Annotated in this window: 20 protein-coding genes; 14 read left to right on the top strand and 6 right to left on the bottom strand. The window is 71.5% G+C overall.

Annotation, left to right across the window (positions count from 1 at the left end):
* Window positions 1-11: 11 nt before the first annotated feature.
* Together EES42_RS23000 and EES42_RS22995 are read left to right on the top strand one after the other, a co-directional pair.
* Complete coding sequence (locus EES42_RS23000; RefSeq protein ID WP_124720093.1) at window positions 12-1,001, top strand: alpha/beta hydrolase; 990 nt, start codon at window positions 12-14, stop codon at window positions 999-1,001.
* 61 nt (window positions 1,002-1,062) lie between these two features.
* Window positions 1,063-2,298, top strand: a complete 1,236-nt coding sequence (locus tag EES42_RS22995; protein WP_124720092.1) for a DUF4185 domain-containing protein — start codon at window positions 1,063-1,065, stop codon at window positions 2,296-2,298.
* 230 nt (window positions 2,299-2,528) lie between these two features.
* Here the strand turns inward: EES42_RS22995 and EES42_RS22990 are convergent, their stop codons facing one another.
* The gene (locus tag EES42_RS22990; RefSeq protein WP_124720091.1) at window positions 2,529-2,963 is read right to left on the bottom strand and encodes an ATP-binding protein; all 435 of its coding nucleotides are present in this window, start codon (window positions 2,961-2,963) and stop codon (window positions 2,529-2,531) included.
* A 196-nt stretch (window positions 2,964-3,159) separates the two neighbouring features.
* On the opposite strand from EES42_RS22990, the gene EES42_RS22985 reads away from it, so the two are divergent.
* Genes EES42_RS22985 through EES42_RS22975 form a run of 3 tightly spaced genes read left to right on the top strand, consistent with a single transcriptional unit; the run spans window position 3,160 to window position 4,440 of the window.
* A complete protein-coding gene (locus EES42_RS22985; RefSeq protein WP_124720090.1) occupies window positions 3,160-4,011 on the top strand; it encodes a helix-turn-helix domain-containing protein in 852 nt (283 codons plus the stop codon).
* Between the two features lie 11 nt (window positions 4,012-4,022).
* Window positions 4,023-4,214 carry a DUF397 domain-containing protein gene (locus EES42_RS22980; RefSeq protein WP_124720089.1) on the top strand — a complete coding sequence of 64 codons (192 nt, stop codon included), beginning with the start codon at window positions 4,023-4,025 and terminating at the stop codon, window positions 4,212-4,214.
* Window positions 4,207-4,440, top strand: a complete 234-nt coding sequence (locus EES42_RS22975) for a DUF397 domain-containing protein (RefSeq protein WP_124720088.1) — start codon at window positions 4,207-4,209, stop codon at window positions 4,438-4,440. The genes EES42_RS22980 and EES42_RS22975 overlap by 8 nt, the downstream gene beginning before the upstream one ends.
* 87 nt (window positions 4,441-4,527) lie before the next feature.
* On the opposite strand, the gene EES42_RS22970 is transcribed toward EES42_RS22975, so the two are convergent.
* On the bottom strand, window positions 4,528-5,451 hold the full coding sequence (locus tag EES42_RS22970) for a phosphotriesterase family protein (RefSeq protein ID WP_124720087.1): 924 nt from the start codon (window positions 5,449-5,451) through the stop codon (window positions 4,528-4,530).
* Window positions 5,452-5,468: 17 nt separating this feature from the next.
* On the bottom strand, window positions 5,469-5,924 hold the full coding sequence (locus EES42_RS22965) for a carboxymuconolactone decarboxylase family protein (protein WP_124720086.1): 456 nt from the start codon (window positions 5,922-5,924) through the stop codon (window positions 5,469-5,471).
* An 81-nt stretch (window positions 5,925-6,005) separates the two neighbouring features.
* Between EES42_RS22965 and EES42_RS22960 the strand changes: the two genes are divergently transcribed.
* Window positions 6,006-6,560, top strand: a complete 555-nt coding sequence (locus EES42_RS22960) for a CGNR zinc finger domain-containing protein (protein ID WP_124720085.1) — start codon at window positions 6,006-6,008, stop codon at window positions 6,558-6,560.
* A gap of 26 nt (window positions 6,561-6,586) precedes the next feature.
* On the opposite strand, the gene EES42_RS22955 is transcribed toward EES42_RS22960, so the two are convergent.
* Complete coding sequence (locus EES42_RS22955; protein ID WP_124720084.1) at window positions 6,587-10,693, bottom strand: hypothetical protein; 4,107 nt, start codon at window positions 10,691-10,693, stop codon at window positions 6,587-6,589.
* Between the two features lie 591 nt (window positions 10,694-11,284).
* Between EES42_RS22955 and EES42_RS22945 the strand changes: the two genes are divergently transcribed.
* From EES42_RS22945 to EES42_RS22915, 7 genes are all read left to right on the top strand, one after another.
* Window positions 11,285-11,923, top strand: coding sequence for a ribonuclease FAU-1 family protein (locus EES42_RS22945; protein ID WP_241196514.1), 639 nt, complete (start codon window positions 11,285-11,287; stop codon window positions 11,921-11,923).
* Between the two features lie 303 nt (window positions 11,924-12,226).
* A complete protein-coding gene (locus EES42_RS22940) occupies window positions 12,227-12,535 on the top strand; it encodes a hypothetical protein (protein WP_018101695.1) in 309 nt (102 codons plus the stop codon).
* Between the two features lie 178 nt (window positions 12,536-12,713).
* On the top strand, window positions 12,714-13,589 hold the full coding sequence (locus EES42_RS22935; protein WP_124720083.1) for a hypothetical protein: 876 nt from the start codon (window positions 12,714-12,716) through the stop codon (window positions 13,587-13,589).
* Window positions 13,579-14,937, top strand: a complete 1,359-nt coding sequence (locus EES42_RS22930; protein WP_124720082.1) for a hypothetical protein — start codon at window positions 13,579-13,581, stop codon at window positions 14,935-14,937. Before EES42_RS22935 ends, EES42_RS22930 begins: the two co-directional genes overlap by 11 nt.
* Window positions 14,934-16,484 (top strand): SCO6880 family protein, encoded by a 1,551-nt coding sequence (locus EES42_RS22925; RefSeq protein WP_124720081.1) that lies wholly within the window; start codon window positions 14,934-14,936, stop codon window positions 16,482-16,484. The genes EES42_RS22930 and EES42_RS22925 overlap by 4 nt, the downstream gene beginning before the upstream one ends.
* Before the next feature lie 84 nt (window positions 16,485-16,568).
* Complete coding sequence (locus EES42_RS22920; protein ID WP_124720080.1) at window positions 16,569-17,987, top strand: ATP-binding protein; 1,419 nt, start codon at window positions 16,569-16,571, stop codon at window positions 17,985-17,987.
* 1 nt (window position 17,988) lies between these two features.
* On the top strand, window positions 17,989-19,638 hold the full coding sequence (locus EES42_RS22915; RefSeq protein ID WP_124720079.1) for a type IV secretory system conjugative DNA transfer family protein: 1,650 nt from the start codon (window positions 17,989-17,991) through the stop codon (window positions 19,636-19,638).
* A 40-nt stretch (window positions 19,639-19,678) separates the two neighbouring features.
* Here the strand turns inward: EES42_RS22915 and EES42_RS22910 are convergent, their stop codons facing one another.
* Window positions 19,679-20,326: a response regulator transcription factor gene (locus EES42_RS22910; RefSeq protein ID WP_124720078.1), complete on the bottom strand. Its 648-nt coding sequence runs from the start codon at window positions 20,324-20,326 to the stop codon at window positions 19,679-19,681.
* Window positions 20,311-21,570 carry a sensor histidine kinase gene (locus EES42_RS22905; protein WP_124720077.1) on the bottom strand — a complete coding sequence of 420 codons (1,260 nt, stop codon included), beginning with the start codon at window positions 21,568-21,570 and terminating at the stop codon, window positions 20,311-20,313. Before EES42_RS22905 ends, EES42_RS22910 begins: the two co-directional genes overlap by 16 nt.
* A gap of 151 nt (window positions 21,571-21,721) precedes the next feature.
* On the opposite strand from EES42_RS22905, the gene EES42_RS22900 reads away from it, so the two are divergent.
* Entirely contained in the window at window positions 21,722-22,210 is a 489-nt protein-coding gene (locus EES42_RS22900) for a hypothetical protein (RefSeq protein WP_124720076.1), read from the top strand.
* The last annotated feature ends 127 nt before the right edge of the window (window positions 22,211-22,337 follow it).

The raw sequence follows: 22,337 nt of genomic DNA, 5'->3' as shown, positions 1-22,337 counted from the left end.
AGGAGATCGAGTTGAGCCAGCACCACCCCACCCGCCGGAACGTCCTGAAGACCGCGGGCGGTCTCTCCGCCGCGCTGGCGCTCGGTGCCGGGGGCGTCCTCGCGACGGCCACGGCGGCGAGCGCGGCCGGTGACGGCTTCGGGCTGCGCATCGTGGACCACAACGAGAGCGACCGCCGTCTGAAGTACTACCGCTTCCGGACCGACGCGATCGGCTGGAACCCCGGCGTCAACGTCCTGCTCCCCGACGACTACGCCACGAGCGGCCGCACCTACCCGGTGCTCTACCTCTTCCACGGCGGCGGACTCACTTCGGACTTCATCGAGTTCGACCGCGCCGGCGTCCGCGACTGGACCGCCGGGAAGCCGATCATCGTCGTGATGCCCGACGGCGGCCACGCCGGCTGGTACTCCAACCCGGTCGCCTCCAACACCGGCGCCCGGAACTGGGAGACCTTCCACATCGCCCAGCTGCTCCCGTGGATCGACGCGAACTTCCGTACGTACGCGGAGTACGACGGCCGCGCCGTCGCCGGGTTCTCGATGGGCGGCTTCGGCGCGCTGAAGTACGCCGCGAAGTACTACGGCCACTTCGCCTCGGTCAGCGCCCACTCCGGCCCGGCCAGCCTGCGCCGCAACCTCGGCGCGGTCGTGCACTGGGCCAATGTGTCCTCCGCCGCCGCGGACCTGGCGGGCGGCACGGTCTACGGCGCTCCGCTGTGGGACGAGGCCCGGGTCAGCGCCGACAACCCGGTCGAGCGCATCGAGAGCTACCGCAACAAGCGGATCTTCCTGGTCGCCGGCACCGGTGGCCGGCCCGTGCCCTGGTTCAGTCAGGTCAGCGAGGACAACGTGCTCCAGGGCCAGCGCGAGTTCCGCGGTCTCCTCGACGGGGCAGGCATCCCGTACGAGGCGCACGAGGAGCCCGGCAGCCACGAGTTCCGCGTACCGCTGTTCCTCCGCGACCTGGACGGCATCATCGGACGCCTCCGCAAGGCCTGACACGGACGACCCGTCGCACCTCTCTCCCCCCGCCCCGCCCCAGACACACGGAGGACCGAACATGCCCACCCCCTCGCAGCCCGGGCACCGGGCCGCCACCCGCCGGTCGGCGCTCAAGGCAGGCATGGGCTTCGCCCTCGGCGCCGGCCTGCTGGGGGCCGCCCCCGGCATGGCGGCCGCGAGCGACAGGTCCGTACCGGCCGACGCCGCCGGGAAGCCGTCCGCGCGGCTCCTCCAGACCGGCACCCCGCTGTGCGAGCAGCCCGGCGACTCGGCGAGCGCGCAGGGGCTCGGCTCCGGGGACCTGGCGATCCCGTACTACCGGGAGCACGACAACACCTGGGGCTATGTGTTCGGCGACGCGTTCGGCGGGATCGCCCAGGCCGACCCCTACCTGGGCTCCCCGGTGATCCTGAACCAGGCGAACTTCGACGCCTCCGGCGCGTCCCCGATCTCGTTCTCCTGGGCGATGCCCACCGGCGGCGCCGCCAACCAGTGCTTCGACTACGCGCACTGGGCGGACAACGGGCACGGCTTCGAGATCTCCCGCATTCCCAACGACTGCATCGAGTTCGGCGGCCGTACCTACATCCAGTACACGTCCGTGGCCCTGTGGGAGAACATCCCGGCCGGTTACGACGGCTCGCTGATGTCGGGCGTCGCGTACTCGGACGACTACGGCGTGACCTGGCAGGACTACCCGTACCACTGGGCCGGCGACACCCAGGGCTCGAACCAGTCCATGTACGGGATGTGGTCGTTCGCGGGCATCGACCCCGACGGCTGGCTGTACATCTTCTCCAAGCGCTGGAACGGCACCCATGCGAACACCGCCGACGGCGGAGCGATCCAGCTGTTCCGCATCCGGCCGGACGAGTTCCGCGCGGGCAACTTCGGCGCCCAGGAGAACTGGGCGTTCCTGGACGGCCGTTGGCAGTGGACCACGGCGGTGGGCCCGTCGATCATGCTGTCCGGCAACAAGATCGGCGAGTTCTCCGTGAAGCGGATCGGCAACACGTACTGCATGAGCTACTTCGACGTGGACGACTACTCGATCTGCACCCGCACCGCCGCCCGCCCCGACGCCGTGTGGACCGCCCCCAAGCCCCAGATCGTCGGCGACGGCCTGCCGCCCCACCACTGGGGCAGGCCCCAACTCCCGTTCCTGTACGGCGGATACATCCACCCCGGCAGTGCGAGCGCGACGTCCCTGACCCTGATCGCCTCGCAGTGGCAGTCCGTGAACCACGGCAAGACGCCCTACCGCGTCCTCCAGTACGACGGCATCCAGCCCTGACGCCCCCATCCGTATCATCACCAGCAGAGCCCGACGCCGGGCTTGAGCCCTTGAAAAGGGTGCCGGATCGTCGGCACCGACGGGGCCGAGCGCCGTCCGCGTAACGGCCGCACCCGTCCGACAGGCACGCCGGGGCGCCACCGATCACCACGGTGGCGCCCCTGGCCATGCCCCGCCCCCGGCCTCGGGCGCCTCAGAGCGCAGCCTGACTCCCACTACCGCGCCTGCCCCTACTCCTTGGCCGCACACTCCACCCAGAGCAGCTTCCCGCCCTGCCCCGGCAGTCCGCCGCGCATGGGGCACGCGCCCCAGCACTCCGCGTAGAGCGTGACGAGGTACAGCCCGCGCCCGCGCTCGGCCAGTTCATCCGGAGCCTGGGCGCTCCACCGGAAGGGTGCGGGGATGTGCGGATCGGTGTCCCACACGCTCAGCCGGATGCGGCTTCGTCCGGCGTCGCGCAGGCGCAGGGAGTACGGGCCGGAGGAGTAGAGGTAGGCGTTGGTGACGAGTTCGCTCGCCAACAGCTCGGCGGTCTCGGTGAGTTCGCGCATGCCGTGGACGCGCAGGACGTTGCGGAGGGTGGAGCGGGCGACGCCGGGGGCGCGGGGATCCTGCGGGAGTTGGAGGGTGTATGTCCAGGGCGGGGATACCGTGGCACTGACCATGGAAGTCTCCGTTCACGGAGGGAGGTTGGCGGATGCACTTCGGGATGCCCGGTGACGAGGCCGCTCCGTCGAGCGGGGTACTTCCGGGCGGGTGGCCTGAGACACAGACTAGAGCTCAACATGGAATACTTTCCATGAAGTTCGCGGAATGCATTCCAGATACCCTCGTGTGGGTGACCAAGCCGGGGAGCAAGTGATGTCAGCCAGCACCGCACCAACAGCCCGCCGTCAACGGCTGGGAACGGAACTCCGCAAGTTGCGCGAGCGCGCCGGAATCACCGCGACCGAGGCCGCCAAGCTCATCGGCGGCAACCAGGCTCGCATCAGCAACATCGAAGCCGGCCGCTACGGCGTAAGCGCCGAGCGCGTGCGCACGCTGTCCTGCCACTACGACTGCTCGGACCACGAGCTGGTCAACGCGCTGGCCGCCATGACGGGCGACCGCAGGCGAGGCTGGTGGGAGGAGTACCGCGAGACCCTCTCCCGCGGCCTGCTGGACCTGGCGGAACTGGAACACCACGGGACCGCGCTGCGCACCTCGCACACGGCCGGACTGCCCGGACTGCTCCAGACCGCGGACCACGCGCGCGAGGTCTTCCGCCAGGTGGTTCCCGCCCTGCCGCCTCCGGAGATCGAGCACCGGCTGTCCTTCCGCATCAAGCGTCAGAGCATCGTTTTCCGGGAGGACCCGCTCCCGTACCACGCGGTCATTCACGAAGCAGCCCTGCACATGGAATTCGGCGGGTCGACCATGGCCGGGCAACAGCTGGCCCACCTCCTGACCATGAGCGAGCGCGAGCACATCACGATCCAAGTGGTCCCGTTCAAGGCGGGCGGATATCCAGGAGCGGGCCAGCCCATCTACTACGTCCACGGCCCCGCCCCGCAGCTGGACACCGTTCAGCTGGATCAGGCACACGGCATCGTCCTCCTGGACGCCGAAGCCCAACTCCACAAATACCGCCAGGTCCTGGCCCGCCTGGAGTCCCTTGCCCTGGGTGCTGCCGAGTCGCGGGACCTGGTACACAACATCGCCAAGAACCTGTGAAGGAATCCGAGATGCCGACTCACATGTGGCAGAAGTCCTCGTACTGCGGCGAGGGCGAGTCCTGCATACACGTAGCCATCCCCACCCCCGGCACGGTCGGCCTCACCGAATCCGGCGACCCCACCGGCGCGATACTCCACACCACCCCCACCGCCTGGGCCGCCCTCGTACGCACGATCAAGGAGGACCGCACCCGTGACTGACGTTCCCCGCATCCCCGCCGACCTCACCTGGGTCCGCGCCGCCCCCGAGGGCGAGGATGGCCCCGGCCCCTGGATCGAGATCGCCTTCGGACCGGACGAACTCGTCTACCTCCGCGAGACCGGCGACCCCACCAACATCGTCACGACCACCCACGCGAAATGGGTAGCCTTCAGCAAGGGCGTCATGGCGGGCGAGTTCGACCACTTCGCCGAACCCGCCGGCTAGCGCCGAGCCCCACCGCTGGGGAGAGCCGACACCCGCCGGGCCCGGGGCCCGTTCGCGCGCCGACGGCGAGGACCCCGAGGGCAACGTCTACGGCGCCGCCCGCACGGGGGGCCGCCAGCATGCGGCGTAGGCCTGGGCGGGGTTCTCGATGAAGATCGCGTGGGCCACGTCGCTACCGATCTCCTGGGCGATCCGGGGGTTGACCCCTTCCAGGAGGTGACGCATCCCTGGTCCGTCCGCCGACGAGCGGGCCGATGCCACCACGGTGTCGCCGCCAATCAGCACACGGTCGGCGTGCCCGGCGTCGGCGAGCGCCGCCACGCATTCCACCAGTCGGTGGTCACCGGCGTGATGGGCCCGGGACGGCCCGTCGAACGCCAGGTACGCCCCGGCTTCGGCGACGCGCAGGTGGACGGCGGGATCGGGGTAACGGAGAAGGTGGCCGAGGATCACCCGGTGGGCCGGTACGCCGTGGTCCGCGCAGAGGAGTTGGAGGGTTTCCAGGGCTGCGGTGCCGCCCTCCAGGTGGACGCCGATCGGTGCGCCGGTGGCGTGGTGGGCGGCCGCCGCCGCAGCCATCGTCCGGCGGGCGTGCTCGTCCAGGCGGTGGAAGGCGCCGGCCACCTTGATCAGGCCTGCTCTCACCGGGCCCTGGGTCAGTTCCCGGGTAAAGAGGTCCGCCAACTCGTCGACGCCGTGCGGGAACCGGTCGCCTTCGTAGTGCTTCGCCTGGTGCAGGCCGGTCGCCGCGATCAGGTGGACGCCACTGGCGCGGGAGAGCGCGGGAAGGGCGGACAGCCACCGCCCCATGCCCCAGGGTGTCCACTGCACCATGGCCTGTCCCCCCGCCTGCGCGAAGGAGTCCAGCTCCCACCGTGCCGCTGCGGCGTCGTCGAGCTCCTCGCCCGGGAGGCGCGGGCTTCGCAGGAAAAGGTGGTCGTGGGCGTCGCAGACGCCCAGGCCGCCGGGGGCGATGTCGCCGAGTACGGTCCTGACCGTCTGCCCCGTCATGTGGTCCGTCCCTTCGCTCACCCGAGGTCGCTCCGGTCCGCTTCGCGCGGGGCCGCGTCCTCCAGCGCCGCGGCGGCGACCCGCAGGCCGGCCAGCGCCTTGGGAACGCCGACGTACGGCGCCAGATGGACGAAGACTTCGACCACTTCCTCGGGTTTCAGGCCCACCCGCAGCGAGGTGACGACCTGCCCGGCCAGCTGCGGATCGACGCCGCCTAGCGCGGTGAGCGCCGCCAGGTTCGCCAACTGCCGGTCGCGCGGGGAGAGTCCGGGGCGCTGATAGGTACCGCCGAAGAGGACGGTGATCAGCCAGTCGGGAAAGCCCGGAGCCACCTCCTCCAACCAGAGGAAGAGCGACTGGGTCGCGGGGTCCTGGAGGGTGTCGAGCGTCCGATAGCCCTCCTCTCGGTCGAGAACGGCAGCGGTCAGCCGCTGAGAGAGGGGCTCGGAGTCGGCGGGTCCGGAATCGGCCATGGTCGGCCTCCTCGTCAGTGCGTAACGGGCAGGGCGTTACGACGCTAACAGACGTAACGCCTGAGGCGTTACACTCGGGGCATGGCCGACTCCCCGCACAGCTTCCGCTTCGACTGTGGCGCCACCTGGCTCAACCTGCTCGCCACGAGCGGCCGCACTTTCAGCAGCCACCCGATCGAACGCCTCGACTCGGCGGAGCGGCTGGCGGAATGGCTCGGGGTGAGCGAGCTGGCGCCGCACCGCAGGCCCACGCACGCCGACCTGGAACGCACCTGGCGGCTGCGGGAGTGCCTGCGTGTCCTGGCCCTCGCCACCACCCAGGACCGCACCCCTCCGGACGAAGCGGTCGCGGAGTTGGGCGACTTCCTCGCCGCCGACGACCCGGTGGAACTCACCGGCGGCGACCGCCTGCGCCGCAGCTCGCCGACCACCGTCGGCGAAGCCCTCGTTCGCATCGCGCGGCAGGCCGCGGACCACCTGACCGGCACGGACCGGGCCGGGCTCAAGGTGTGCCCCGAGGACGACTGCCGTGGTGTGTTCACCGATCCCGCCGGCCGTCGCCGGTGGTGCCCCTCCCCGTCGTGCGCCAGCCGCGGACGGGTCCGCGCGCACCGTGCCCGGCGAGCGGCACCCTGAGCGTCAGGACCGGCCGATGCCGTACCTCACCGCCGAGGAGGAGCCCCGGCTTCCGCCCAGGCACGGGCGAACCGTTCGTGCGCGGGCAGCGGGACGGCGGCGGTCGGAGTCGTGGGGGCGGGGCGCGGGGCCTTCGCGGCGGTGAGCTCCTTGCGGACGGTGCGGTGGTGGTCGAGGGTCCAGGTGTTCCAGCGGCGTACGGTGCGGTCGGCCGGGCGGTCGAAGGCGTGCAGCTGGAGGTGGAGGGCCGCCGCGTCGCGGCCGACGCCCAGGGACGCGGCCACCTCGTCCACCAGGTCCGGGACGCTGAAGAGCGGGTTGGCCTCGTACTGGCCCGGCGGGACCGGGGTGGCCGTCGTGCGGTCCGCCAGGGCGCGCAGAGCGGTGAGCTGATCGGCGGGGATGTCCGTGAGCCGGTCGAGCAGCGCGCGGGCGCCCTTCGTGGCCGGGTCGCCGGCCGGCCGCTCGGTGAAGGCCCAGGTGAGGGCGGTGACGGCGGACCGTATCCCGTCGGCGTCCTGCGGAGGTTCCGCCAGGTGTCCGGTGAGCAGGGCGGAGGCCCAGGTCGCGGGCAGGCCGTGGTCCTTGGCCAGCGCGGCGGCATGGCTGCCGTCGTCGGCGTACGAGGTGACCGCGAGCCGGGCGCACCATTCGGTGGCCATCCGGTCCGCCGCGGCGGTCATCCCGCCGGGGGACCAGAGGTCCGCCGGATCGGCGGGGAGGGCGGCGGCGAGCACGGCGCGCCGGCCCTCGGGGCGGAGGTCCATACGCGCGACGTCGTACTGGTGAATCAGGACCCGGTCGGCCTTGTACGGCTTGGCGCGGCACAGCTTGAGGTGGACCGCGTAGTCGTCGCTGCCGGCGAATCCGTCGAGGACCAGGGCGGCGATCGCGCGCGGCACCCCCGTACGCCACCGGAACAGGTCCACGGCTTCCTCGGGCACCGGCAGCGGGCCGCGCTCGGCGAGCAGGGCCAGCAGGCGGGGCAGCCTCGTGGCGTCGTCGCCCTCGATGGTGCGGGTCTCGCACTCCTCGGCATCGGCGGGCGCCGGGTCGGCGGCCCGCTGGAGGAAGGGGACGAGGTCGCTGCGGACCGGGCCGGAGGCCACCGGGACACCGGACGAGCGGAGCTCGGCGATCCGGGGCTCCGGGGCGCGGCCGGTGCGCCAGGTGGTGCCGGGCTCCGCGAACGGCTGGCGGCTCCACACGCCGAGCAGCGCGGTGAGTGCCCGCCGGTGCTCGTCCGGGGTGGCGGCGACCGCGGCGCGCCAGGCCACGGCGTCGATCCGGCCGGTCAGCACCACCCATTCGGAGGGCGGGGCGGGCAGTGCCAGCACCCGTACCTCGTCGTCGATCTCGCCGCGCAGATACCGGCCGTCGGCGGCGACCGCGGTGAGGACGGCGGGCTGCGGCTGCGGCGGCCGCTCCTCGTACCCCCGCAGCTGGGGCAGCAGGCCGTGCAGGGCCGGGACGAGCCGGGTGTCGGGCTCCGGGTCGGGCAGCTCGACGACCGGTCCGGAGCGCATGACGGCCACCCGGTGCGACAGCTCGCGGCGACGGCGCAGCACATCGGCGGCGAGCCGGGCCGCGTGGGCGAGGCCCTGCCGGATCCGGGGATCGGCCACCCCGGGCAGCGCGTCCTCGGCGCCGGACGACAGCAGTTCGCGCACGGCCTCGTCGGTGACCGCGCGGAGTACGCCGGAGGAGGGCTCGTCGCGCGGGGTGAGGAAGTGCCAGAACGCGGGCGGCGGCACGGGCCCGGCCTGCTCACCGAGGGTGGTCCGGACCGGCCCGGTGCGGTGGCTGCCGGGGAAGCCCCGGACCTGCCAGAGCAGCGAGTTGTCCTCGGCGGCGTGACAGCGGACGGTGGTGCTGCCGACCACGACGGCGTCCTCACCGCCGGACGGAAGGCCGAGGATGCCCCACGGGCGGCGGCCCCAGGTGGTGGTGCGGTAGGACGCGGTGCGGCCGTCGATGGACTCCAGCTCGAACTCGCGGGGCGAGGGACCGGCGTACGGGGTGCGGTAGTCGACCCGGCAGCCGGTGAGCCGGCCGTCCTGACCGAGCGGGGACGGCGGGGCGCCGGGCGGAAGTTCGGCGAGGATCCGGTGGTCGGGGAAGGGCTTGGTGCCGTCCGGGCGCGAGTCGGGGGTGTGGAAGCCGGGCAGGGGGCGGTCGGTGGTGGGCTCGCCCGTGGCGGGGTCCACGCGGAGCCACCCGCCGCCGCGGTCCTCGCTGAACACCGTGGTGCTCCAGAGGTACTGACCGTCGTACATCTGGTAGTCGCGGTGGCCGATCCCCCCGGTGCCGCCGGGCCGCAGGATCTTCCCGCCGTCGAACCGGCCGCCGCCGTCCGGGGTCTGGAACTGATAGCCGAGGCCGCCCCGGATGCTGCCGCCGTAGGGGCGCAGCCCGTAGGACTCCTCCGGCATGAAGATGTCGGCGGGGCTGCCCGACCAGTACGCCGCCGTGTCGGGCGCATTGCTCTCGCCCGTGCCCGCGCCGGACCAGGCGACGAGGAACTGGCCACCGACCCAGTGCACCGTGGGGCGCACGGCGCATTCCGGCAGCTCCAGGGTGTGCTCGCCGCGCCGGCCCGCGTGGTCGACGGCGAACGCGCGGCTCTCCCCGTACAGGGTGAGCACCGGCCAGGTGCTGGTGACGTACACCGTCTCGTCCGGCCGGAATTCGGCGAGGGCCTCCTCCATGACGGGCCAGCCCAGCTCCTCGGGCAGCCCGGCGCGCAGGGCGCGGGCCAGCGGGCCGGTGAGGTCCAGCGCGTCGAGCGCCTCCTCAATGCCGTCCAGGGCGATGGCGGTGGGCCGGTCGAGGAGGTCGTGCAGCTCGTCCACCGCTTCGTCGGCAGCCGCGAGCCCGCCGCCGCGGAGGCTGTCGAGCAGCTTCTCGATCCGGCCGTGCACCTCGGCGGCGATTCCCGGATTGTGCGGGAGGCGGCTGATGGCGGTGCCGCCCCGGGAGCGGAGCCCGGCGTGCACCGTGCCTTCGAGCCGGGATCCGAACACGGGGTCGGCGGCGAGGGCCCTGAGGTCGCGCCGCGCCTCCTTGTCCCAGAACTCCAGGGGGACGGTGGCGCCGGGGTCGTGGACGGGGACGCCCTCGGCGAGGCAGGCGTCGAGCAGATCGGCGTCCAGATGCGGCCACCGGTAGCGGTCCTCGTGGAGCCGGACCGGGGTGCCGTCCTCCTTCAGCAGCGGCGCGAACCGGGCCACCAGCTCGAAGAGCTCGACCGGCATGGCCTGGCGGGTCACCCCGCCGCCGGCGACGGTGCGGTGGGAGTACCGGGTGGCGTACCGGCGCAGCCACTCACCGAGGCCGCCCTCGGGGGCGATCCGGCCGGTCGCGGCGGCGTCGGCGGCCCCGCAGCCGATGAGCAGCCGCAGCCAGGCGGCCGCGTCGTTCTTCGACTCGGGGAACAGGTCGAGCAGGGCGGCGGCCCGGTCGTCGGCCGGCGGGTGGGCGGTGAGCGGGGCGAGCGCCGCGTCGAACAACCGGTCCGGCACGGCCTTGCCGGGAGCGGACGCGAGCACCTCTCCCAGCACCCGCGCCTCCTCGTCGGTGCCGAGCCCGGCCGCGCGCGCGGAGTCCCTGACCCGGCGGGCCAGATCGGCGGGCAGCTCGCCGGGGGACGCCGCCCAGACGGTCAGCAGCCGCGTGAACTCGCGGTGCGCGTCGACCGGCCCGTGAACCTCGGTCAGCCAGGCGGGGGCGCCGCTGAGTTCGGTGGCGGGCAGTGCGCCGAACCGGGCGAACAGCCGAAGGTTCGCCGACCGCCAGTCGGGGTCGACGGGCAGCCCGTGGGTGCGCTCCGCGGTGCGCGCGTTCCCGTACGCGCGGGCGGCGGAGCGGCGGTGCGTCTCCAGCATCCAGTGCCCGATGGTGTCCCAGAACCACGGCAGATGGGCGGCGGGCAGGCCCGGGGCCAGGCGCTCCGTCTCGTCCATGAACCGTCCGGGCTTCTCCCAGGCCCGGTACCGGCCGCGGCCCGCCCGCTCCAGCGCGTCACGCGCATCGGCCTCGGCGCCGGGAACACGGGCCCGCGCCCAGTCGACGTACGTCTCGGAGATGCGGTGATTGGCCGGGAGCGGAACGGGAGTTCCGGTGCTGCTGGTCATGTGTACGAGTCTGGCAGGCGGCACTGACAGCGGGCCGACGCACTCCGGGGGCCTGTGTCCGGGGGCTTGTGTCCGAAGGCCCACGTCCGGAGGCCCGTGTCCAGGGACCTGTGTCCGAGGGCCTGTCCGAGGGCCCGTCCGAGGGCCTGTGTCCGAGGGCCTGTGCAGGATCCCGCCGTACCTGCCGCCTTCCGCGACTTCAGCTTCAAGCTCCTGGTCATCGAGCAGCTCATGCACGAGGACGAGAAGCTCACCCGGCCTTCAGCATCGACGAGTGCCTGCGGGCCGAGGGAATCACCGGCCCGCAGCTCTACGCGTTCGACAACGATCTCGCGTACACGGTGCTCGACGGCCTCGGCCTGCTGCCGAACCTGCGCCGGATCACCAGCGCCGGGGACTGCGGGACAGGCACCCCGTTCAAGGAAGAGATCCTCGCCGCCCGGGGCATCGTTTCCGACTGAGGCATCGTCACCGGCGAGATACCTGGACGCGGCTGCGGCAGCCGTGGCGTCAGTGGCACGGCGTCGGTGGCGCGGCGTCAGGTAATCGGACGAAGTGTCCGGCCTCCCTGGCGCGGGCATGATCAACGACATGAACGACGGCATGAACGACGAGCCGGGCCGGATCCTCCGCTGGAACTTCTTCATCGGCGGCCACCTGAGTGCGTCGGTCCCCGTACGCCTCGTCGAGCGCACCGACCGGGGCCAGCTGGTGTGGATGGAGACCGGTACCCCCATGTGGCGTACGGAACTCCCGAACGGGGCGCACCTTCGGGACATCGCGCCCGACGACCGCCCGCCCGGCGGCTACCCGGTGGTCGCCGACCGCTGGCCGATGGGCAACGCACTCTTCTACCAGCCGACCGACGCAGCGCACTCGGTGCTCTGGCTCTTCGGCCGCAGACGGAAGTTCCGTGGCTGGTACGTAAACCTGGAGCGGCGGATCCATCGCGGTGACGACATCGACATCACCGACCACGAACTCGACATCAATGTCGCACCCGACCGGAGCTGGCGGTGGAAGGACGAACAGTCCTTCGCCGACAAGACCGGTCACCCCGTCTACTGGTCGGCGGACGAGGCTTCGGCGATCCGGAACGAGGGCACCTCGGTGGCCCGGCTCGCCGAGGCCGGAACGTTTCCCTTCGACGGCACCTGGTGCGATTTCCGGCCACCGCGCTCCTGGACCACGCCGCCCCGACCACCCGTCCCACGCCATCCACTGCTCTGACCGGCTCCCGCTCCGACCAGGTACGGCGCGCTGACCAGGGCATGTTCAGAATTCTCGGCCAGGGTGGCGGGATGGCAATCATTGCCCGGGGTCACACTCCGTGATACACAGAGTAACCATACGTATTCGGTCATACATCGTTTCGATCCGCCGGTCAGGGCGGTCGGACCGGTCAAATGTGCGGGATCCGGGTAAAGAGAGCCGTCAAGCCGTCGTGCGAGAGCAGTTTCATCAGCGAAGATAGAGAGCGACCCGTGCCGTGCGGCAGGGGCAATGAACTACCCAACAGGGGCGGTGACTTACATGATCCTGGCAGCTGAAAAGGGCGACATCACCACCATCATCGGCGGAATCGCCCCGAACTGGGGGCCGTTCGGGACCTTGGGCAACGAGGCCCGCGTAATGATCGAGGTCGTGATGGCCATCGCCATCCTGCTCTGCCTCGGCATCGCGGTATGGGGTGCGGCGAAGCAGCGAATCGGTGCGACGGCACTGCGCGACACGTTCAGCGCCGAGCAGGGCAAGGGGCTGATCGTTGCCGGTCTGACCGGTGTGTTCATCATCGGATCACTCGGAACCCTGTTCACCATCGTCTACGGAATGGCCGTCTGACCGGCTGTCATTCCACGCCAGGGGCAGTCCCGCCCACCCCCACACCATCCGTCCGTCGTGCCCACCGGCAGAGGTTGCGTCCCCTGATGTCGAGTCACCACACCGCGTCCGCGCGGCATCCCGCACGGCTACCGTCGTACTACCCGGTTCAGGCAACGGTTGAGGGGGCGTACGCGGCATGAGCCTCGGCGACGACAACGGCTACGGCAACGACTCAGGCCGTACGGACGATGCATACAGCACCATCGGCGGGACACGCCAGACGCGTACCCGCCTGCCCGACGGCGAGGGCGGCGACGGCTACAACGCCCCCCGCCGCCCGGCCCGTGCCTCCCGCTCTCTCGTCACGATGGCCGGCGTGGTCGTCCTCCTGATCGCGGCCATCGCGTTCGCCAACATGGGCGGCGGCGACGGGAACGGCAACGACGGCGACGGTTCGGGGAACGGGGGCAGCAAGCCGGAGGCGGCGTCCACGGCTGCCACGGGGACGAAGCCGGTGACGGGGAAGAACGGCACGATTCCGTCGGGGTTCGCGCATGACGAGCAGGGGGCGCAGAGCGCGGCGTCCAACTATGCGGTGGCGCTGGGTTCTGTCGAGATGTTCAAGAAGGACAGTCGCCACGCGATCGTGAACACCATCTACACGGCTGAGGCAGCAGCGAAGCTCAGAGGCCCCCAGGACGCCGCGTACTCCACGGAGTTCCTTGCGAAGCTGGGGCTGGATCCTTCCGGGAACGCCCCACAGGGCAGCACGTTCGTCTCGCGAACGATCCCCGTCGGAACGAAAGTCGAGGCTTTCGAGGGCGATACGGCCAAGGTGTCGGTCTGGTACACGGGGCTGATCGGCATGTCCGGAGCAGGATCCACCGATCCGGTCAGGACCTCGTGGAAGACCTGGACCGTGCAACTCAGCTGGACGGGCGACGGCTGGAAAGCCGTCAGCGACACTCAGAAGGACGGGCCTGCCCCGGTCCCCGGAGACGTCGCAGCCTCCACCTCGGACGAAATCAGTAAGGCTGTTGAGGAGTACGGAGGCTTCACCTATGCCCGGTAGCCCGCGCCTTCGAGCCCGCTCCGTCGTCACCGCACTGGCAGCGGTTCAAACCGCCGTTGTCCTCTTCCCGGCTCGTGCCTTCGCCGAGCCCTCGCCGAGCCCGAGCCCGGGCAACAAGGCCTGTGACCTGCTGATCGGGCCCGCGAAGCAGTATTGCGAGGACGGCGACGCAGCCCCCAAAACCAATGCCCCCTCCACAGTCGACAACTCCCTCGACCCCCTCTCCTCCCTCGCCCGCGGCTGCGCCGACGCCGCCGCATGGATCGTCGGGAAGCTCAGCGAGGCCGTGAAGGGCACCGCCAACGTCGACTTCACGAACACCAAGTTCCTCCAGCAGTACGCGATCGTCTTCGCCGCCTCCACCGTCCTCACGCTCGTCCTGTGGCTGCTCGCCGTCGCCAAGCGGGCGATCCGCGGCGTGCCGCTGACCACCGCGATCTCCGAGGCCATCGGGTTCCTGTGGCTGACGGTCCTCGCCTCCGCGTTCACCCCGCTGATCCTCTACACGATCGTCTCCGCGACCGACGGCGTCACCGAGGTCATCGCCTCGTCCTCCGGCGGGCAGACCGACGTCTTCTTCGGGTCGTTCGCCGAGGCCCTCAAGAAGGGCTCCGACATCGGCGGCGGGCCGATCATGCTGATCGTCGTCTCGCTCGTCTCGATCCTCGCCGCGGGCATCCTCTGGCTGGAGCTCGTCATCCGGGCCGCCCTGCTCTACGTGGGCGCCCTGCTCGGCACCGTCGTCTACGCCGGGCTCGTCGACAAGAACATGTGGGGCCATGTCCGACGCTGGGCGGGCATCATGATCGCGGTGATCATGGTGAAGCCGGTCATCGTCGTCGTGCTCGGACTGGCCGGCGCGCTCTCCCAGAACGACGGGCCAAACGCGTTCTCCGCCGTCGTCTCCGGCCTCGCCATCATCCTGCTGGCGATTTTCGCCTCCGCGATGATCTACCGCTTCGTCCCCGGCTTCGGCGACGAGATCCAGGGCGCCCGCACCAACCGCAAGGCGGCCACCGACGGCTCCCAGGCCGCCGCGCTGATCAGCTCGCCCGCCGCCCTCGTCTCCCAGGGCATCAAGACCCACAGCAGCCGCAGCGGCCAGAACGGCGGCGACGGAGGCAACAGCGGCGGCCGGCCCGCCAACGCGATCAGCGGCGGAGTCGCCGCGCACAGCTCCCGCAACTCCGGCGGAAGCGGAGCCGGCGGCGGATCTGTCCCCTCCGCCGCACCTCCGCCGCGCAGCGGATCCGGGCCGACGTCCGGCACCCCGCACGGCAGCCGCTCCCACCGAGGCGGCGGATCAGGCAGTTCAGGTAACAACAGCACGGGAGGTGGAGGGCGTTGACGACTCCGTCCCATACGATCGCGCCCCGCCGTACGTATCTCATCGGCCGCGCCCGGCCGAACGCGATCGTCGGCAAGAACCGCGAGACCGGCGAGATCGCGCTGATCATCGCCGGGGCGTTCCTCGGCATGATGAGCGGCCTGGCCGTCCCCTACCTCGGCCCGCGGATCATGCTGCTCGTGGGCTTCCCCATCCTCGCCCTGGCGATCGTGTACCTCCCGTACAAGCACCGCACCTTCTACAAGTGGTTCGAGATCAACCGCAGCTACAAGCGCTCCCTGCGCCGCGGTACGGCCTACCGCTCCGCCGCCATGGAGGCGGGCATCGGCGCCGACGGGCGTGAGGTGGAGATCGGCCCGCCCCCCGGCATCGGCCGGATCAACTGGCTGGCCGCCCCCTTCGGCCCGGACGAGATCGCCGTACTCCTGCACGCCGACCGACGCACCGTCACCGCCGCGATCGAGATCGAGGGCCCCGGCGTCGGTCTCCGCGACAGCGAGGACCAGGAAGCTCTCGTCGACCGGTTCGGCACGCTGCTGAAGCACGTCGCCAACGGCGACGGCTTCGTGACCCGCATCCAGATGCTGGCCCGCACCCTGCCCGCCGACCCCGACGCGCACGCCAAGGACGTCGCCCAGCGCGGCGACAAGGCGTCCCCGGGCTGGCTCCAGGAGTCCTACGACCAGCTCCAGTCCATGGTCTCCACCTCCAGCGAGCAGCACCGCGCCTACCTCGTGGCCTGCATGCACTACACCCGCGAGCTGGCCGCCGAGGCCAACGCCATGGCCCGCGCCGCCCGCCCCACCGCCGGCCGCAGGCTCGACCGGGACGCCGGCCTCGCCGTCGTCATGGCGCGCGAGCTCACCGACATCTGCGCCCGCCTCGCCGAGGCCGACATCCGGGTCCGCCAGCCGCTGGGCCAGAGCCGGCTCGCCTCCCTCGTGCACTCGATGTACGACCCCGACCACCCCATCGACCACATCCAGGCCATGACCAAGCGCAACGCCTGGCCTGCCGAGCTGGACGCGGTCGAGCCGACGTTCCTCCAGGCCAAGACCCGCGAGTCGGTCACCCGCGCCCCCTGGTGCCACTCCACGGCCTGGGTGAAGGAGTGGCCGATGACCCCCGTCGGCGTCAACTTCCTCGCCCCGCTCCTCGTCCACACCCCCGATGTGATCCGTACGGTCGCGGTCTGCATGGACCTGGAACCCACCGAGGTCGCCATCGAGCGGATGCTCACCGAGAAGACGAACGACGAGGCGGAAGCCAGCCGTCAGGCCAAGATGAACCGCACCGTCGACCCGCGCGACATCGCCGCCCACGGCCGCCTCGACCAGCGGGGTGAAGATCTCGCGAGCGGCGCGGCCGGGGTGAACCTGGTGGGGTACATCACCGTGTCGTCGCGCTCGCCGGAGGCCCTGGCCCGCGACAAGCGGACGATCCGGGCCTCGGCCGGCAAGTCGTATCTCAAGCTGGAGTGGTGCGACCGCGAGCACCACCGCGCCTTCGTGAACACCCTGCCGTTCGCCACCGGCATCCGCCGCTAGCCGTACATCAACCCGTACATCAACCCGTCCCGTACATCAACCCGTACAGCAACCGAGAGAACCGAAAGGGAGGTCGGTCACGCCATGCGAGATCCGCTGTCCGCGCTGTCGGACGCCTTCACCGCCTTCCTCTTCGGGAAGGTGGAGACGACCAGGCTGCCCGTCCGCACGTCGACCGGACAGGCCCAGGCCGTCTATCTGCCCACCGCGGCCCCCGGCCTCGGCGACTCCGGCGTGATCATCGGCCGCGAGGTCTACTCCGGCAAGGGCTACATCTACGACCCCTTCCAGCTGTACGGACAGCAGCTGCCGGCCCCGCACTGGCTGGTGCTCGGCGAGTCCGGCAACGGCAAGTCCGCACTGGAGAAGACGTACGTGCTGCGCCAGCTCCGCTTCCGCGACCGCCAGGTCGTCGTGCTGGACGCCCAGGGCGAGGACGGCGTCGGCGAGTGGAACCTCATCGCCCAGGAGCTCGGCCTCACCCCGATCCGCCTCGACCCGACCTCCGCCCTCAACGGCGGCATCCGGCTCAACCCCCTCGACCCCGCGATCACCACCACCGGCCAGCTCGCCCTGCTCCGCACGATCATCGAGGTCGCGATGGGGCACGGCCTGGACGAGCGGTCCGGCTTCGCGCTGAAGGTCGCCCACGCCTACGTCAACGAGACGATCACCGACCGGCAGCCGGTCCTCACCGACATCGTCGACCAGCTCCGCCACCCGGAGCCCGAGTCCGCCGAGGCGATGAACGTCGACATAGACGACGTACGGGCCTGGGGCCTGGACGTCGCCCTCGTCCTGGACCGGCTGGTCGACGGTGACCTGCGCGGCATGTTCGACGGACCGACCAGCTTCGGCATCGACCTCGACGCCCCGCTGATCGTCTTCGACCTCTCGCACATCGACCGGAACTCGATCGCGATGCCGATCCTGATGGCGATCGTCGGTGTCTGGCTGGAGCACACCTGGATCAGGCCCGACCGGAAGAAGCGCATCTTCCTGGTGGAAGAGGCCTGGCACATCATCAACTCGCCCTTCGTGGCCCAGCTCTTCCAGCGTCTGCTGAAGTTCGGGCGCCGCCTCGGCCTGTCGTTCGTGGCCGTCGTCCACCACCTCAGCGACGTCGTCGACGGAGCGGCGGCGCGGGAGGCCGCGGCGATCCTCAAGATGGCGTCCACCCGCACGATCTACGCCCAGAAGGCCGACGAGGCCAGAGCGACGGGGCGCGTGCTCGGCCTGCCCCGGTGGGCGGTCGAGATCATCCCGACGCTCACCCCAGGCATCGCGGTCTGGGACGTCAACGGCAACGTCCAGGTGGTCAAACACCTGATCACCGAGGCGGAACGCCCGCTGGTCTTCACCGACCGCGCGATGACCGAGTCCTCCGCCACCGACCTCCTCCCCGAGGACGTACGCGCCGCGGACCTGGAGGCGGAGCAGCGCGCGGCCCGGATCGAGCACCAGCAACGGCTGAACGAGTCGTCCGAGTCAACGGTGGCATGACATGGCGGGGCGCGCTGAGCAACGTACCGGCGGCAACAGCAGTGGCGGCAACGGCGGTGGCATCCCCGACGGCATGCTCATCGGCCTGCTGGCCTTCCTGCTCGGGCTGACGCTGCTGGCGTGGACGGCCACCGGCCTGGCCGGACTGTTCGCGCACGGCGCCTGGCCGGAGGGGGTCACGCTCGCCGAGACGCCCCTGTCGATGCGCCGGCTCGTCACCGCACCGCACGACCTCCCGGCCGCCTGGCCGAACACCCCGGCGGGCGAACTCTCCGGGTACGGGCTCTTCTGGGGCCTGTTCATCGGCGAACTGATGGTGCTGCTGGTACTGACGGTGTTCGTGCTGGGCGTGGTGGCCCGCTGGCGAGCGGTACGGGCCCGGCAGCGGGCCGGGCGCTACGGGGGCGGGGAGGCGGACGAGGACGCGTACGAGGACGAGCCCGTACGGGCCCGCCAACGGCATGAACCCCGCCGCCGGGCCCGCCGGAACGACGCCGCCGTCCCCATGAAGCACACCCCGGCCGACACCGCCCCTCTCCCCCGGACCGAAGCCGCCCCCGCAGTCGGATCCACCCCAGGACCGCGAGCCGAACCCACCACCGCCACCACCACCGCCACCGGAGCCGAAGCAGCCACCGGGCCCCACGCCGAACGCGAAACCAGCCCCGAACCCAGCCAAGCCCCCGGCCCCGCCCCCGATCCTGGCGCCCCCGTCGTCCCTCCGCTCCCTTCCCCCCGTGCCCCCGTCGTCTACGGACCGGCCACCACGCGCCGTCCCACCGCCGTCCAGGCCATCCGCGAAGCCGACGGCCCCGCGCTGGTCGTCACCTCCGACCCCACCGTCTGGGCCGAGACCAAGGACGCCCGCGCCAAGCTCGGCCCGGTCCTCGTCTACGACCCGGGCCACCTCTGCGACACCCCGGCCCGCCTCCACTGGTCCCCCACCGCGGGCTGCGAAAAGCCCGACACGGCCGCCGCCCGCTCCGCCGCTCTCCTGGCCCCGGTCCGTCCGCAGGCCCGGATCGACGCGGCGACCGCCGACACGGCGGAAACGCTCCTGCAGTGCTGGCTGCACGCCGCCGCCATAGACGGCCGGCCCTTCCGCCAGGTCCACCGCTGGGCCCTCGGCGGCAGCGCCCACGAACCGGTGCGCCTGCTCCGTACCCACCCCAAAGCGGCCTCCGGACTCGCCGGCCTGCTGGAATCGGCACTGACCGCGCACCCCGAACGCCGCGAGATGGCAAAGGAGTTGACGGTACGGGCCTTCGGCGCACTCTCGTCGGTGCACATCCGCGAGGCCTGCACACCGAACCGGGCCGATTCGCTCGCGCTGGAATCATTCGCGGACGAGGGGGGCACCCTCTATGTGGTGGGTGAGCCGATCGAGGACCCCCGCTCAGGTCCGGGAGCAATGCCCCTGCTCACGGCACTCGCCGCACACGTGGTCGAGCACGGCCGCCGCATGGCCGCACGGTCAACCGACGGTCGGCTCGACCCACCAATGACGCTGGTGCTCGACGACATCGCCGCGGTGGCCCCGCTCCCCCGCCTCCCGGAACTGCTGGCGAACGGCCGGGCCACAGGCCTGCCGACTCTGGCCCTCCTCCGCTCCCGGGAACAGGCCCGCGCCCGCTGGCCCCAGGGGGTATGACCCGCCCGCGCCGGGGCGGATCTGCTCACCCGGCGCACCGTCAGGGGTTGTTCAGGTAGGCGAGTACGGCGAGGACGCGGCGGTTGCCGTCCTCGTCATCGGTGATGCCGAGCTTGCCGAACATCGAGGTGGTGTACTTCCCGATCGCGCTCTCGCTGAGGAAGAGCCGCCTGCCGATGGCCTGGTTGGACAGCCCCTCGGCCATGAGACCGAGCACGGAGTGCTCGCGTTCGGTCAGCCCCTCCAGCCGCCGGTTCGAGGACCCGCTGGAGAGCAGTTTGGCGATGACGGCCGGGTCCATCGCGGTCCCGCCGCCCGCGACGCGTTCCAGAGCGTCGATGAACTGGTCGGCATCGAACACGCTCTCCTTGAGGAAGTAGCCGATGCCACCGGCGCCGTCGGCCAACAGCTCGCGGGCATAGAGCTGTTCGACGTACTGGGAGAGGATCAGGACCGGCAGTCCGGGCAGTTCGCGGCGCGCGGCCAGGGCCGCCCGCAGGCCCTCGTCCGACTGGGTCGGCGGCATACGGATGTCGACGACGGCCACGTCCGGCCGCCACTCCAGCAACGCGTCGAGCGTCTCCGGTCCGGTGGTCGCCGTCGCCACCACCTGGTGCCCGTACGCCTCGATCAGGCGGACCATCCCGTCCCGCAGGAGGTAGAGGTCCTCGGCTACAACGATTCGCATGGCACCACTATCCTCGCGCGGGTCGGACCGCCCGCCGGGCTGGTGATCTCCAGGGTGCCGTCGAAGACCGCGAGGCGTTGCCGCAGCCCCGCGAGTCCACCGCTGTCGTTCACGGCGGCCCCGCCCCGGCCGTCGTCCTCGACATCGACGACCAGGCGGGCACCGTCCCGGACCATCGAGATCCGTGCCCGGGCCGCACGGGCGTGCTTGACCGCGTTGGTCATCAGCTCGGCGATCCCGAAGTAGAGGGCGGATTCGATCGGCGGCTCCAGGCGCAGCCGGAGGTCCGCGGTCACATCGGTTTCGAGCGGGCTGTCCAGGGCGAACGCGCGAACGGCCTCGACCAGCCCCCGGTCGTTCAGCACCGGCGGATTGATCCCCCGGACCAGTTCACGGAGCTCGGTCAGCGATGTGGCGGCACCCGCCCGTGCCGCCCGCATCAGCGCCCTGGCCTGCTCGGGATCGGTCTCCATCAGCTTCTCCGCCGTCGCCAGGGAGAGCCCGAGCGCGACCAGCCGGGCCTGTGCCCCGTCGTGCAGATCCCGTTCGATCCGGCGGATCTCGGCGGCCTGCGCGACCGTCGTATCGGCACGCTGGGCCGTCAGCTCCTCCACCCGGTCCGCCAGCACCATCGCGGGCGATGCCCGCAGGAAGCGCACGGCCACCGGCTCGATGCACCGCCAGGCGTACGGGGCACCGCCGACCGCCACGACCAGGCCGACCACCCCGACGGCACGTGCGGCGGCCCCGGACCCGCCGAGCCCGACGACCGCGGCGGCCAGCCCGGCCGGCGGGAGCGCCGCGACCACACCCGCGGTGAACGGCACCACGGCCATGAACCGCAGGTCGCGCCAGTTGGCGTGGTCCTTCCAACGGACCCGCCACTTCAGGTCCATGACGGCGTCACGCCTGCTGCGCTCGTAACCGAAGCCGTTCCACCAGTACCCGGTGGACAACTGCGTCACCGTCCCGGCCTGCCGGTAGCCGGCCGGGACGACGGTGCCGGTCCACCTCTCGACGAGGAAGCGGACCGCCCGGCAGACCGGGCGGGAGAGCGCGAACGTCCCCACGCACACCAGCACCACCGGCAACAGCCACGACCACGGGTTCGACGCCCCCCACAGGATCCCCAGCGCCACCGAGCCGGCCCACACCGCCGGCGCCGACATGCTGACAACCGCCACGACACACGCCCGTACGAAACCCACTCCGGCGCGCACCGGCCACGAACCCGACTGCCCCATGGCTCTTCCTCCGCTTCCCCTTCGGTGGTCCCACTGTGCACCGCGCAGAGCCCGCGACCGCCCCGGTCCGCCGAGGAGTGGGTCTGGCCCCACCCACCCGTGGGCCCAGCCGCATACCGCGCCGGCCGGGCGCTTCGTAGCGTCGCTGAACATGGAGACCAACAAGCTCACGGCAGACACGGCCCAGTTCTCGGCGGACACGACAGCCGACTGGAACACCACGACCGGACCGGCCCCTTTCGACGCCCCCCGCGCCCGGGAAGCCCTCGACAAGGCGCAGAACGGCTGCAAGCTCTACGGCGCACTCGGCGCCACCGCCCTCCTGGCGGTCGTCGCGGTGGCGAGCAGCGGCCATCCGGTCAACACCTTCATGTGGGTACGAGCGGCCCTGCTGCCCCTGATCGCCGTGCTGCTCCACCGGTTGACCGTCTCCGCCTCCCGGGGATCCCGACGGGCCTTCGAGCGCGTGAGCTCCGTCGCCGTCGTCATGCCGGTCGCGATCGTCGGCGTCGACCTGATCCCGGGGGTCTGCCCGCTCTGGTACGCCGTGGTGCAGACCGTCTGCATGCTGCCCGTCGTCCGGATCGCGTTCCTCACCCGGAGCCCCGCACTGCGCGCCGCCTTCCCCAAGACCCGCTGAGACACGCTGCCCCGCCCGCCGCGCTCCCCCGTCCGCAGGCCAGGGGCCTACGCCTCCCGCTCGATCCGCGGCCCGACCCGCGCAAACAACATTGCGCCGTGACCATGTTCAGGAGAAAAAAGGGGGG

It is taken from the genome of Streptomyces sp. ADI95-17 (assembly GCF_003846175.1).
Lineage (GTDB): Bacteria > Actinomycetota > Actinomycetes > Streptomycetales > Streptomycetaceae > Streptomyces > Streptomyces sanglieri.
Note: the sequence above shows the minus strand (reverse complement) of the source record. Positions and strands in the feature narration are given on the sequence as shown.

Coding starts and splice junctions, on each gene's coding strand:
- EES42_RS22995 (WP_124720092.1), top strand. CDS start 1,063: ATGCCCACCCCCTCGCAGCCCGGGCACCGGGCCGCCACCCGCCGGTCG.
- EES42_RS22990 (WP_124720091.1), bottom strand. CDS start 2,963: ATGGTCAGTGCCACGGTATCCCCGCCCTGGACATACACCCTCCAACTC.
- EES42_RS22985 (WP_124720090.1), top strand. CDS start 3,160: ATGTCAGCCAGCACCGCACCAACAGCCCGCCGTCAACGGCTGGGAACG.
- EES42_RS22980 (WP_124720089.1), top strand. CDS start 4,023: ATGCCGACTCACATGTGGCAGAAGTCCTCGTACTGCGGCGAGGGCGAG.
- EES42_RS22970 (WP_124720087.1), bottom strand. CDS start 5,451: ATGACGGGGCAGACGGTCAGGACCGTACTCGGCGACATCGCCCCCGGC.
- EES42_RS22965 (WP_124720086.1), bottom strand. CDS start 5,924: ATGGCCGATTCCGGACCCGCCGACTCCGAGCCCCTCTCTCAGCGGCTG.
- EES42_RS22960 (WP_124720085.1), top strand. CDS start 6,006: ATGGCCGACTCCCCGCACAGCTTCCGCTTCGACTGTGGCGCCACCTGG.
- EES42_RS22955 (WP_124720084.1), bottom strand. CDS start 10,693: ATGACCAGCAGCACCGGAACTCCCGTTCCGCTCCCGGCCAATCACCGC.
- EES42_RS22945 (WP_241196514.1), top strand. CDS start 11,285: ATGAACGACGGCATGAACGACGAGCCGGGCCGGATCCTCCGCTGGAAC.
- EES42_RS22940 (WP_018101695.1), top strand. CDS start 12,227: ATGATCCTGGCAGCTGAAAAGGGCGACATCACCACCATCATCGGCGGA.
- EES42_RS22935 (WP_124720083.1), top strand. CDS start 12,714: ATGAGCCTCGGCGACGACAACGGCTACGGCAACGACTCAGGCCGTACG.
- EES42_RS22930 (WP_124720082.1), top strand. CDS start 13,579: ATGCCCGGTAGCCCGCGCCTTCGAGCCCGCTCCGTCGTCACCGCACTG.
- EES42_RS22920 (WP_124720080.1), top strand. CDS start 16,569: ATGCGAGATCCGCTGTCCGCGCTGTCGGACGCCTTCACCGCCTTCCTC.
- EES42_RS22915 (WP_124720079.1), top strand. CDS start 17,989: ATGGCGGGGCGCGCTGAGCAACGTACCGGCGGCAACAGCAGTGGCGGC.
- EES42_RS22910 (WP_124720078.1), bottom strand. CDS start 20,326: ATGCGAATCGTTGTAGCCGAGGACCTCTACCTCCTGCGGGACGGGATG.
- EES42_RS22905 (WP_124720077.1), bottom strand. CDS start 21,570: ATGGGGCAGTCGGGTTCGTGGCCGGTGCGCGCCGGAGTGGGTTTCGTA.
- EES42_RS22900 (WP_124720076.1), top strand. CDS start 21,722: ATGGAGACCAACAAGCTCACGGCAGACACGGCCCAGTTCTCGGCGGAC.